Annotated in this window: 8 protein-coding genes and 1 pseudogene; 4 read left to right on the forward strand and 5 right to left on the reverse strand. The window is 67.8% G+C overall.

Features of this window, described 5'->3' with window-relative positions; genetic code table 11:
* Window positions 1-477: 477 nt before the first annotated feature.
* Window positions 478-805, reverse strand: a pseudogene (locus tag AB0D48_RS32090) (IS5 family transposase); the annotation flags it as partial.
* A gap of 53 nt (window positions 806-858) precedes the next feature.
* The gene (locus AB0D48_RS32095) at window positions 859-1,647 is read right to left on the reverse strand and encodes a hypothetical protein (protein WP_362404944.1); all 789 of its coding nucleotides are present in this window, start codon (window positions 1,645-1,647) and stop codon (window positions 859-861) included.
* A 962-nt stretch (window positions 1,648-2,609) separates the two neighbouring features.
* Here AB0D48_RS32095 and AB0D48_RS32100 point away from each other — a divergent pair.
* A complete protein-coding gene (locus tag AB0D48_RS32100) occupies window positions 2,610-4,055 on the forward strand; it encodes an oxygenase MpaB family protein (RefSeq protein ID WP_362404947.1) in 1,446 nt (481 codons plus the stop codon).
* 2,055 nt (window positions 4,056-6,110) lie between these two features.
* Here AB0D48_RS32100 and AB0D48_RS32105 read toward each other — a convergent pair.
* Complete coding sequence (locus tag AB0D48_RS32105; RefSeq protein ID WP_362404950.1) at window positions 6,111-6,617, reverse strand: hypothetical protein; 507 nt, start codon at window positions 6,615-6,617, stop codon at window positions 6,111-6,113.
* A gap of 561 nt (window positions 6,618-7,178) precedes the next feature.
* Window positions 7,179-7,541 (reverse strand): DUF1330 domain-containing protein, encoded by a 363-nt coding sequence (locus AB0D48_RS32110; protein WP_362404953.1) that lies wholly within the window; start codon window positions 7,539-7,541, stop codon window positions 7,179-7,181.
* 1,031 nt (window positions 7,542-8,572) lie between these two features.
* Here AB0D48_RS32110 and AB0D48_RS32115 point away from each other — a divergent pair.
* A complete protein-coding gene (locus tag AB0D48_RS32115) occupies window positions 8,573-8,782 on the forward strand; it encodes a hypothetical protein (RefSeq protein ID WP_362404957.1) in 210 nt (69 codons plus the stop codon).
* 85 nt (window positions 8,783-8,867) lie between these two features.
* Entirely contained in the window at window positions 8,868-9,770 is a 903-nt protein-coding gene (locus AB0D48_RS32120) for a S41 family peptidase (RefSeq protein WP_362404961.1), read from the forward strand.
* Between the two features lie 363 nt (window positions 9,771-10,133).
* On the opposite strand, the gene AB0D48_RS32125 is transcribed toward AB0D48_RS32120, so the two are convergent.
* A complete protein-coding gene (locus tag AB0D48_RS32125) occupies window positions 10,134-10,811 on the reverse strand; it encodes a hypothetical protein (RefSeq protein ID WP_362404964.1) in 678 nt (225 codons plus the stop codon).
* 239 nt (window positions 10,812-11,050) lie between these two features.
* Between AB0D48_RS32125 and AB0D48_RS32130 the strand changes: the two genes are divergently transcribed.
* The gene (locus tag AB0D48_RS32130) at window positions 11,051-11,689 is read left to right on the forward strand and encodes a hypothetical protein (protein WP_362404967.1); all 639 of its coding nucleotides are present in this window, start codon (window positions 11,051-11,053) and stop codon (window positions 11,687-11,689) included.
* The last annotated feature ends 373 nt before the right edge of the window (window positions 11,690-12,062 follow it).

A 12,062-nucleotide genomic window follows, 5' to 3' on the forward strand; every position in this document is an offset into this window, starting at 1 on the left:
CGATGGAGGGCGGCGGTCTCGGTGGCCGCGAACTCGCGGCGACGCTGCAGGACGGCGGTGTCGATCGACGCGGGCTGCTCGTCGGCGAGTTCCTCCCGGTCGGGGAAGGCCCACTGGCTGAGCTCCCTCATCGCGGCGTTCTGTCGCTCCGATGCTTTCGCGCTCTCCGTGTCCACCCGGCGTGGCGCCGCGACCTCCTGGTGTGCGGAGAGCGTGCGGTGGTAGCCCGCGCACGCCGTCTCTCGTGTTTTCACTGCGCCCGTGGAGGCGCCGGCCGGGGCCGGGGCGAGGTCGGCTGGATCGGGCGCGGGCACGGTGCCGGACGGCAGGATCCGCGGGGCGTGCACGACCGTACGACCCGCCGCCGCGTTGGCGGCCGCGACGGCCCGGGCATGCTCCAGGCGCGCCTTCGTCCTGATGTTCGAGCCCTTCGGCTCCCTTTGGGGCGGAGGCTGGCGGTGGGTCGGTGCGGACACGCGCCGCGTGCTGGTGCGCGCGCACGATGGTGGAGTCGACCGAGATGTCCCAGTCGATCTCACCCGCCAGGTCGGCCGCGGCCTGGACCTGCTGGAGCAGACGCTCCCAGGTCCCGTCGGCCGGCCACAGCCGGTGGCGTTCGTATACCGTCTTCCACGGACCGAACCGCTCGGGCAGATCACGCCACTGCACACCGGTCCGAACCCGGTGCAGAATCCCGTCGATCACCTGCCGGTGATCCCGCCACCGGCCACATCGCCCGTTACTGACTGGCAGGAACGGCCCGCAACCGTTCCCACTCGGTATCACTCACATCACCCCGCCCCATGCCCATACCAACGACTCAGACACGGAGTAGTCACATAATCAGCTGGGCGAGTCCTAGATGGGGCGCTTGAGCAGGAAGATCCAGACGCCTGCGTTGTACTCCTGGATCGGGCCCACGGCGTCCCAGCCTTCCTTCCCGAGCTTCTCCAGCTCGCCGACCTGGGGCTTCTTCGGATTGGCCTTGGCCCAGCGGTACTCCCAGCCCTGGACGGCGCTAGTGGTCTTGGTGGCCTTGTCAGGGTCGTCCGCCGGGGCAGTGGTCTTGGTGGCCGGCGCAGGGTCGTCGTCGGCGGCTGTCGCCGCAGTGCCGGCGGTGGCCAGCAGGCCGGCGATGGCGAGCGCGGGCAGGATGCGGCGCGTGTGTGACATGGGTTGCGGTTCCTCTCTCAGGTAATGGTGATCTCGAAGGCCGTGTGCGCGCCCGAGGGGACGCTCGCGGTGACGAGGTCCGGATACTCCCTCGTCGCTGAACTCCAGATCGTCCAGGGAGAGATCGTGCACTTTCTCCGACGTCGCGTCACCCATGGCCAACAGCAGCAAGACCCGGAAGGCCTGCAGGTCCAGCTCGTGGGGGAACAGCAGTGCGCTGACCGTGGTCATCAATCCGAACTTGCCGCGAAAGCGCGCCATGTAGACCGGGTCTACCAGCAGTTCCTTCAGCGGAGCGGGCCACCACCGGAAGTGGGCCGGGAGATGCGCCCGCAGGGCGGACATCTCCAGGATCCCGTGCCGCGCCGCCCAGACCAGGTTGGGCGGGGGCCGCCAGCCGCCGGTGCCCGGGTCCTCCCCCTCCGCCAGCAGGGCTTGGCCGACCGACAGGCTGAAGTCGAGCACGATCCTCACGACCAATGTCGGTATTGCCGACTGGGCCGGCGCTTTCGGCGACCACCAACCAGCCGCACCCGAGCAACTGGTTCGGAACACAAGGCAGACCGACCCTGCCCGCCCAGGTCGCTGACAGCATCCGCACCGCTCTCACCACCGGCTGGACGCCGAACAGCCCCGGCTCACCGTTCCACCTCGACCAGTCAGCTGGCTTCGTCTCGTCCCACTGACCAATCCTCGTCGCGCCCCTCACGCAAGGACTCACCGACCCGGCGATCGGTGAGCCCTTCTGCTTTCCGCTCCCCACTTTCCTCAGTTGGTTCACTCCGTGAACCAACTGAGGCGAAGAGCCGCAGTGAGGAAAATTTGCGATCGGCATCACGCATCAGAAACCGCGTCACGTGGCCGCAATCGGCGCGCAAATGCCGCCCGTCCACCTGCGCCACATCCAGACAACGCGGCCAGGAACGCACGCGGATTCCCACTCACATGTCGATTCGAAAAAGGCACAAGCTGCCGCCCGCACCTGACGGGCCGAGACACCAAGCCCGAGCCCGGGGGCACAATGAACGACCCACCTCCGCGTAACCTGTCGAGGGCATCTGGGCCCGGACCGCCCGCTACCGGCCCGAGGGGACCTCCGTGTGCTGGGGCTCTCCGCCCAAGAGGCCGCCTCAGTGGAGTTCGTCGGCTGGGTCTTCAAGGAGGGAGGGGCTCCCGCGGCTCCTCGTGGCCTGCCGGGCGCTGCCGCGCTACCGGCGGGTGACCCCGAGATGCTCAACTTCCAGAGTCGACGGCCGCCGTCGAGTGCGATCTGTTGCCGCTCAGTAGAGCCCTGAGGCGTTTCCCGGATGGGTGAATTCGGGAACCTGGCCGCTCCCGGATTCCGGTACGGCCGTTGGGCTGGGCGGATAGCCGGATGATCCCTCTTCCGGTCGTCCCCTGCTCATTCCCGTGCACGTGCTTGAGGAGACGTCCCCTTGGCTACCGCTGATCTTCCTGGTCCTGATTCGCTGCTGCGCCGCACGCTGGGGGAGTGGCGGATCGGGTTGGTGGCGTGGCGGCTGCTGGTTCTGCAGACTGCGGATCCGGCGGTCGCCGCCGGCATGGCCAACTTCTCCACCTACCGCGCGCACCCGTGGCGGCGTGTTGAGCACACCATGGACAGCGGGAAGCGGCTGTTCTTCTCCGACCGTGAAGGGCTGCGCCGTGAGGTCGCCCGTCTGGAGCGGACGCACCGCCGTCTGGCGGGGACGGACGAGCAGGGCAGGCCGTTCACAGCGTTGGACCCGGCGGTGCGGGTGTGGGTGCTGGTCACCTTGTACGAGTGCATGACGGCGATGCGGGAACTGTCCGGTCGCCCGCTGGCCGCGTCTGAACTGGATCAGATGTACGGAGAATTCCGTGCGGTGTGTACCGAGTTCGGCCTGTCCGACGTCCTGTTCCCGGCCACGGCCGCCGACGTGCCCGCGTACATGGACCGCACGATCCGCGAGCGCCTCGAATACAGCGAACCCGTGCGCTACCTGCTCTTCGACATGCTCCGTGAAGCCCCCGCACCCCGCCGCCTCGGCCGCCTGGATCCGGCCTGGCCGCTTGTGCGCACGGTGGCCGCCCACGTGATCGGTGCGCTGACCATCGCGGACCTGCCGGAAGCCTTCCGTGAGCGCTTCAGCCTGCCCCGCACCCGCCGCGCGGCCCTGCTGTCCTTCATCCTGCACCGCGGTATGCGCGTGCTGATGAACGCGCTGCCCGAGCACCGCCGCTACCGCACCCCACTGGCCGGCATCCCTTCAACTCCACAGTCTCCCACCGCCTCCACGGACCATCTTTCCCTGCCGAAGGCAGGCTCTGCCCGGCTTCCCGCACCACGCCGCCGCAAGGCTGGCGATTCCCGCGCGGCGCGTCTGCGGACGTTCTTCCGCCAGGTCCTGGACCAGACCGGAGACGGCCGCATCAGCTCGGCCGATCTTCAGGCCATGGCGCACAACGTGTGCTGGCCGCTCGAACTCGCCCCTGAGCACGAAGCCCCCGTCTACGCCGCCTTCGAGACCTGGTGGCAGCACCTGCGGACCGGCATGGATGCGGACAACGACGGACAGGTGACCTGCGAGGAGTTCGTCACCACCATGCTCACCGGGATCGACGCTGGGCCGGCCTATCTCGAGCAGGGGCTGCACGTCGCGGTGCGGGCGATCTTCCACGCGGCGGACACCGACGACAGCGGACACCTGTGTGCCGATGAGTACCGCACGATCTTCGGCGGCTCCCGGGTCCACCCCGCCGAACTCAACCACGGCTTCCGCCAGCTCGACCACGACGGAGACGGCCGGATCACCGAAGATGAATTCGTCCAGGCCTTCACCGACTACTTCACCGCCCGCACCGACAACACGGCCGGCAGCCAACTCCTCGGACGCCCATAGCGGCCGGCGGGCGAAGGGACAGGTGCAGCCAGTGGTGAGCCTTGGCTGCATCTGGCCGTACTCGCATCGTCGCACAGTCCGCGACGGGGTGCGTTGTGCAGGATCGCGGTCCAGCAGCCGTCGTGCTGGCCCGTCTCTGCTGGGACACCCGCACTCGCGCCCGATGGGTCCAAACCATCGGTCAGCGATTTACTGGCCCTCCAGTCCGAAGAATGGATTGTGCGTGAGAGGTGGTTCAAAGCCATGTTCGCGGACATCCTGGACACCCCCGGCGGGCCGGATCGGGGCACTCGCCGCATTGTGCGAGACGCTCCAGTCCGTAGCACGGGGGAGTACGGCGTTATCGCCGACGCTCTGATGCACCGTGCCGAGGTGCTGACCGGACGACGCCCGCCGGTTCCGCCACAGCGATAGGCCGTCGTGTCGGCCCGGCGGGCACACAATGTGAGGCTCACCCGGGGTGCGGGCGTTCGCGGCGCACGTTCCACCTCCCAGGACCAGGGAGACGCTGGGCTCGCTGTCGGGGCCTGCCGGCCCTGCTGGACCGCACGTGCCGGTTGGGCCGAAGCACGCCGCAGTGCGACTTGGCGATCGCCTTCTGGCGGCCGCTGTTGCTGTAGCGGCCGGACGGGGTATCCCACCTGGGGGACTGGACGGCTTGCATCTTGCTCTCAGCCGGAGCTTTTCGGCTTGCGCGCTGCTTGGCAGTCAGCCCTGCGGGTTCAACCGCCTCGTGTTGCCGCCGAGTATGGCTGCCCGGTTTGGACGCTCACCTGACGCAACTTGTCGCCGCAGCCCATCCAGCGTTCCAGCCCCGCCTGAATTCTGCTCCTCCCTCCCTAGGCACAATCAACTTTCCGGTGGGCTTGGGGCAGTTGTCGGTACGCTCGCTACCCGCTTTTTGGCCCGCAGCAAAGCCCTTGTCGTAGTAGGACTGCCCGGTCGGGGTGGTCGGGGCAGTCTTTTCGCTGCATTTCGCTTGCTTGAACGACTCCTTGTACGAATACGTGTAGGACTTTCGATAGGCTTCTGTGAAGCCGTCTGCGTATCCACCGGCTCCCGGAGGCCTCAATCCTGGGTTGGGATTGGCTGGCCGACACGCCATGCCGTCACGCTCGCCTGAGGTTTTGCCAGGCCTGGATCCTTTGATGCACCCCTGGTTGTAGGGGGAGTCGTATCCGGGGCTGCCTATTTGGATCAGCCTGCAAACGCTTGGCATCGACGCGACTTCTCCCGCCTGTGTGGATGCCGAGGCATGGCCCGTGAAGCTTCCAGAAAGCGCCAGGGACGCGAGGAGGGGCGTGCCCAATACTGCCAGATATCGCCTACGCACCGCATTCCCCTTCCGGCCGTTATGCTGTTGCAAAGAACCCCGCGACGTGAGGGGCCCCGGTTGCCCCTCTTCGGGTTCGGATCGCAGATGATGCGCAGGCCTGCGCTGGTTCGCACAATTGGGATGCGCTTGACCTGCCCGTCAGGTGGCTGAAACCGGGATGCCCAGCCTCAGTTTCTGCCTCTCATTACCATCATGCAACCTGACTCGCCCCTGCGAATGGGTACTCCAGCAGAGGCTTCGGACCCCTCGCACTCCATTCGGCATGAGTAAATTTGACGTCTTAACCTTTGTGTCGTCAGAACGTCAAAGCCTCATTGAATTTGCTCCAATATCAACACACAGCCACTCGGACGCTAATCTGAATCTTGGTGCGACATGGGAGATTACTTGGCCGACCGGCCGACGTCGCTGCTGTCCGTTGCGTGGACCAGGTTGAAGACGGGGTTCAGCGCCCCGAAGTCCCCGTGCAGGGTGCCCGGTCGAGCCTGGTGGGGCAGGAGGTCCCCTTTGATCTGCCTCGCCGGCTCGGCCGCCGCCGACGGCCCGCCTGCGGTCCGACCGGTCTTCCGCTCCAGGAGCAGGGCGTGCAGGGGGCCCAGGTGTCGGCGTACACCCGAACATGGCTCTGGCAGGTATGAGTGAACGGGCTCGGTCGCAGATCTTGTGACGCCGTGCCTCTGATGTCGGGGCCGCGGCTCGAGCCGCACCACGTTGATGCTTCAGGGGCAGGGCCGCACCCGCTGGTTCGGGCCGGGGGGAGCGAAGGTCAGGCCGTTCTCGTCGAGGGCGTTGAAGACCGTCAGTCGGGCGTCGGGGAAGACGAAGCTCACGTCCGTGGTGCGGCCGGCGACGTTGTCCACGGTCCATTCGAGCAGTTCGGCACCCTGCAGAGTCATTCCGCGGATCGTCTGCAACTCGGGCAGCGCATCAGGGCGCCACTCCAGGTCGAACCCGGTCCAGCTGACCGGACGGCAGGGGTCGATCGTGTTCCAGGTCAGGGAGAGGTCATCGAATTTCTGGTGATTGATCTCCACGTGCACGCCATCGAAGTCCAGCAGCACTGGGCAGTCACAGAACCATTCATCGTCCACGAGGTCCCACACCAACCAGACCCTCGTCAGAGGACGGCCGCTCAACGCGTGGAGGCGACGCCCGTGCGTCCGCGCCACGAGGCCTGGGCCGTTCAACCAGCGCGGATGATATCCCTCAATGCCGAAATCGAACATACGCACATCGTGTCAGGGCTGGTGCCAGGACTGGCGTCAGGCGTCACAAGATCTGCGACAGAGCCGATTGGCGGATACGGCGACAGTGATGGGGTCATCAACTTCGCACGCCCCACCGTCCGTACGGCCGCAGGGTTCGACACCTTTCGACCTGACCGTGCACCTGGTCATCGCCGCCGACCTCAGCCGGCACCAGTGGAAGGACCTGGACGAGTACGCGCATGTATGGCGGCTCGGCATCGTCACCGACGGCGAACACCAGACCGCCGACGCCGCCCGCGCCCAGGGCTCGCGATGCCCGCTGACCGGTCCGTGCCGTTCGCGGACGCCGCCCGCCGCGGGCAGCACTACGGGACCGTGCCCGTCGACTGCGAGATCCGCAACCTCTCGCCCTGTTCCGGACGGGGACGCGGGGCGCCGGCCGTTCGGCCGCGGCAAACTTGCGCTCCTCCGCAAACGGGACCTTCTCACCGCCGCCCGATGACTTCCTTGCTCAGCGAGTGACGGAGTGGGAAATCAACGAGCCCACTATCTCGGCGCCGGAAGAGGCGGCTGTCGGGACTACGTGGCCGCCTGGCCCGATCGCCCGGCTTCTGTTCGCAACATGCGGGCCCGATAGGCCGGGTCGTAGTTCGGCCCGACGCCCTCGATCAGCAGCAAGTCGCCCTCGATATGGTCGGTACGCAGACGCAGGATGGCCCGGTAGGCAGGAGAGTCGTACCAGGCACGGGCTTCGGTCAGGCTGGGAAACTCGATCAGCACCATGCTGCCGGGCCACGTCCCCTCCACGACGTCGGCCGGCGGGCCGTGTATGACGAAGCGGCCCGCGAAGGGGTCGAGGGTTGCTTGGATGCGCTCTAGGTACTCCATGATGTCTGAGTGATTCCGACGGCTGCGGAGATGAGCGAAGCCATAAGCGGACATCACGGGGCTCCTTCGTTCCGGGGGTATGAGCGATGACGAGAACGTAGCCGAGGGTGCTTGGGCGGTGCGATTACCGCAGAGGTAATTGCCGCCGCATGGAGCAGGGAGCCGATCACGGACCAGTTGGACGGGCCGTTGGCCGACTGCTCGGCCTCGAGCCGGGCCCGTACGGGACGCGGGGGCGCCCACCAAGGACGCCGTGCGCATGTTGCCCTCGCGGCGGAGCCGGAGCAGCAAGCCGACCGCCCTTACGGAGTCCTCCACAGCGAGTTCACCCACGAGGCGGGCGTACTGGTCGTCGCACTCTCGGCCGCTCTCGTAGAAGGCCTGCTGGGAGACGAAGTTGCCGACGGCCAGCAGGAAGAGCTCCTCCCGGGGCTCCCGAACGAAGGCAGGTCCGCCTTCGAAGGTGCGGAAAGCCTGCCCAGTGGGCCGAAGGTGGACTCCAGGCTCGGGCGGGGTATTGGCGGCCGCCGAAACGTGCGGGGCCACGAGCAGCTCAGACCAGATCTTGGAGACACGCGGGGTGTAGCGAGGCAGTGAATCCCCCCGGATCCAAAGGAACGGACGGCCCTGCGCCCGCCAAAACGTCCGACGGGGCGAAGGCGGCCGCTCCTCCCGAGATCAAAGGGGTGGCGGCGTCACTTGGTTGTCAGAAGGAAGTAGCCGCAGCCGGGCGCTTCGGGGGCGCGGTCGCGACACCAACTCATGCGGCGGCCACCGGACCGCCCACCAGCGAATATGGTCTGCCCCGTTCGCGGACATCTTGCGTGCCACTGCACCGCCCCAAATGCCATGTGCCCCGGAAGTCAACGCCCTCCGTGCCCTCGGCGACCTCCGGTACAGGGCCCACGAGAGGACCTCGGCGGCGGTTGGAACCTGACCGGTGTCGATCCGGAGGCCCCCGGCCGCAAGAGCAGGCCCTCGCCCTCTACCAGGACCTCGGAGGCTTGCTCGGAGAGGCCAACGATCAGATGGTCGAGTGTGCGAGGCCCGGGCGGCGACCACTCTCGCCTTCCTCCCCCCCACCAGTGGACGAGGTTGTGCCGGGCGATGAAGATGTCGGTCTGGCGGCCCATGACGTCGACCGGTACACGCTCGCCGCGACCATGGCGAGCGAGGAGATCGCCCAGTTCATCACGGCGGCCGAGGCGGTGGCGGCAACCCTACGCCAACTGCCGTCCAGCCTCGCCCGGTCGCACTCGGCCGTTGACCTGCCCCGATTCCGGCGTGACCTATAGGGCGTCTCTTCCGGATCTTCCCTGACTCCCGCCGCCCGGGAAAATCGCTGTTCATCTGGGGTGTGGGTCCCTAGCATGATCCGTTATGTCTTCCAACCAGCACATAGTCGAACAGGCCCTGGAGCGGATCGGCGCGGGCTATGTCTTCCCCGAGAAGACCGCTGCCGTCGAGGCCGCGATCCGGGGCCGTCTCGCGGCCGGCGCGTACCAAGACCTGGAGGGCCCGGCCCTCTGCGAGACGGTGACGGCACACCTGCAGGAGGTGTGCCCGGACAAGCACCTGCGGCTGCTCTGGACGCACGAGCCGCAATCGTTGGAGCCGGTGGACGACGACGGGGGGCAGGCCGCGTTCCTCGCGCTGCTCCGGGCGGAGGGTCAGGGGATCCGCCGCGTCGAGCGGCTGGAAGGAAACGTCGGGCTCATCGAGCTCCGGCGCGTCGCGACCGCCGTCGAGGGCGCGAGCGCGATCGGCGCGGCCATGCAGCTGGTCGCCCATAGCTCCGCGCTCGTGCTGGACCTGCGGGCATGCCTCGGCGGGTCCCCGGAGGGAGCGGCGATGTGGTGCAGCTACTTCTTCCGTGACGACCAGGTACACCTGAACGACATCTACGACCGGTGCACCGACACGACCCGCCAGTTCTGGACGGTCTCGCACCTTCCCGCGCCGCGCTACGTGGACCGCCCGGTCTACGTGCTCACGAGCGAGGCCACGTTTTCCGCGGGCGAGGACGTGGCGTACACCCTGCAGGCGCACGGCCGGGCCGTTGTCGTCGGCGCGACAACGCGGGGCGGTGCCCATCCGACCAACCGCCACGCGGTCACCGAGCACATCCTGGTGACGGTACCGACAGCACGGGCCATCAACACCGTCACGGGTACCAACTGGGAGGGGGTGGGAATCGTTCCCGACGTTCCGGTTCCGGCGGACCAAGCGCTCGAAGAGGCGCTCAAGACCGCGTTGCGGCGAGTGGAGGCACAAGCCCGCTAGAGCCTGTTGTGGAGTGCTGGTCACCGCTGGGACCGTGCTGACCTGGCCCCGCGAAGTCATCGAGACGCCATGGCGGGTCCGGCACTCCCAGTTGCCTCCGCCATGAGGGGCGAAGAACGCCATCGAGCCGCCCACGGTCGGCCCGCGGTGCACGCTGACCGGGGCAGCTGGGGTGGTCGTACGTACGCCAACGATCAGCGGCAGGCCAGCAGCCTGGTCGCGGTCACGGCGCGGTCGAACCGGTCGAAGGCCGATCAGCTGGCAGCTCGCCGTCGACCAGGACCGGCTGTTCGACCTCGCGGCCGGCTGCGGCGAGAACACTGTCAGTTACACCCCCGCCGCATAGAAGCGGCACGTCCGCGGTCAATGGCCGGCTGGATCCGCATCGGGTAGCTGGTGGGCTCGGCTGTCAGGGGCAGGGTTGTGTGCTTCGGCCTGTTCTCTGGCCCTCCGCTGCAGTTCGCCCTCTATGCGATCACGCCACAGCCTCAGCGGCTCCGGTACGGAGACACCCACGAGGGGTGTGCCGAGCGGGGCCCCTTCATGGCCTCGTCCAGCCTTCTGGTTCTTCTCGTACAAGGTCACGAGGTGCGCGAGCTGAGGGATGTCCCGGCGAAGTCGTTCGGCCCATTCAGGTGTCAGGAACCCGCGGTTGGCGACGAACCGGCCGTCGTCACGGGCCGTCGTCACGTACATGAGGTGGCCATCCTGGGACCAGAAGTACCTGATGTCGGGGTCCGGGCTCCAGTCCGCCGGCGACGGGTATCGGGACAAAGCCTTGTGGCTGGCTATTGCCTGCTCGTGGGTCATCCACGACCGCACTCGCACCGCATCCGAGTACTCGTCCAGGGTGAGCTGGACCCCGAACTCCCAGAGCCTGGGCAGCATCTCCAGTTGGGCGACCTCCTGGAGGTACTGAGCCTGGGTCCTCGCGTCCCCTCGGAGACCGGCGGCACCCGCGTCGTGGCGGCGGCCCTCAAGTCCCCTCTCCTGATCGAACCGCAGAATGCCCGCCCAGTTGAGCTGTTCCTCGCCGGTCATGCCCACCTCCCCCGGCCCGGTCGAACCGAGCCCATCAGCCAACCTCGGTGCCGTCAACGTGCGGCTTCTCCTTATGGATGATCCTCGTCCCGAAGGGCCGGCACCAGAGGGCTCTGGTGCCGCCACCACCGGCCACCGCCAGTCCGGCTGACCGCGTCCGGCGGCTGGTCCAGGGCCTCGCGCGTCACAGACCGGTCACAGCACCCACACAGCGGTTCCACCTCGGCGAATATGGCGCGATGCGCACACACCACACCGCCGCCCTGCTCGCGGCAGTCGCCGCCCTCGCCCTCACCGCCTGCAACCCGCAGAGCGCCCCCGCTCCGGACAAGCCGGCCGGTGGCCCGAGCGCGGCACCTTCCACTCCGCCCGCGCCCGCGAGCAGCAAGCCGGCCAAGAAGGCCGCCACCCTTCCCAACTTCGTCGGCAAGGGCCTCCAAACGGCCCAAGACGAGGCGCAGGCCGCAGGCTTCTACACCCTGAAGTCCCACGACGCGCTCGGCCGCGACCGGCTCCAGGCCCTCGATCGGAACTGGAAGGTGTGTTCGCAGACTCCTGCCGCCGGCGCGAGCATCGACACCAGCACCGCCATCGACTTCGGCGCGGTCAAGCTCGAAGAGATCTGCCCGGCGGCTGAAGCGCCCGCCCCGAAGCCCGCCGGGGACACCATGCCGAACTTCGTCGGGCAGGGCATGAAGGCCGTCCGTGGCGCCCTGCCCGCCAACGCGAGCATCACCGTGAAGGACGCGGTGCAGAGCCGCATGGTCCTTCAGGAGTCGAACTGGAAGGTGTGCACCCAGGACCCGAAGGCCGGCGTGACGCTAAACGGTCAGCCCGTTGCTTTCACTGTCGCCAAGACCGAAGAGACCTGCCCCTAGTTTTTGGACTCAGTCCGGAAGACCGCTGCGCCCCCGCCCACGACACGGGCTCCTGGAACGGCTGCGCGATGCCGGACTCCGCATACAGGGGCGCCGCGACGAGGCGGGTTCTCGCCGGGGCTCAGCCACCATCGAGCGCCGCGGCCCGCTGTGCTGCCCGGCCGGGGCTCTCCCAACCCGGGTGCATACGGGCGGCGGGTGACACTCGACGCCCAACCCCGGACGTGGTGGCTTTCGCAGGTGTCTTGCGGGCTCGTACGGCGGCGGCGACGCCGAGAGGCCGCAAGGGGCATGCGCATCGACGAGCACCACATCGCTGAACCCGGTGGCCTCGTGGTCATGGACGTCACCGCCGCCTACGCCAGGGCTGTCG

The organism is Streptomyces sp. NPDC048269 (assembly GCF_040652395.1).
Lineage (GTDB): Bacteria > Actinomycetota > Actinomycetes > Streptomycetales > Streptomycetaceae > Streptomyces.

Coding starts and splice junctions, on each gene's coding strand:
- AB0D48_RS32105 (WP_362404950.1), bottom strand. CDS start 6,617: ATGTTCGATTTCGGCATTGAGGGATATCATCCGCGCTGGTTGAACGGC.
- AB0D48_RS32110 (WP_362404953.1), bottom strand. CDS start 7,541: ATGTCCGCTTATGGCTTCGCTCATCTCCGCAGCCGTCGGAATCACTCA.
- AB0D48_RS32120 (WP_362404961.1), top strand. CDS start 8,868: ATGTCTTCCAACCAGCACATAGTCGAACAGGCCCTGGAGCGGATCGGC.
- AB0D48_RS32125 (WP_362404964.1), bottom strand. CDS start 10,811: ATGACCGGCGAGGAACAGCTCAACTGGGCGGGCATTCTGCGGTTCGAT.
- AB0D48_RS32130 (WP_362404967.1), top strand. CDS start 11,051: ATGCGCACACACCACACCGCCGCCCTGCTCGCGGCAGTCGCCGCCCTC.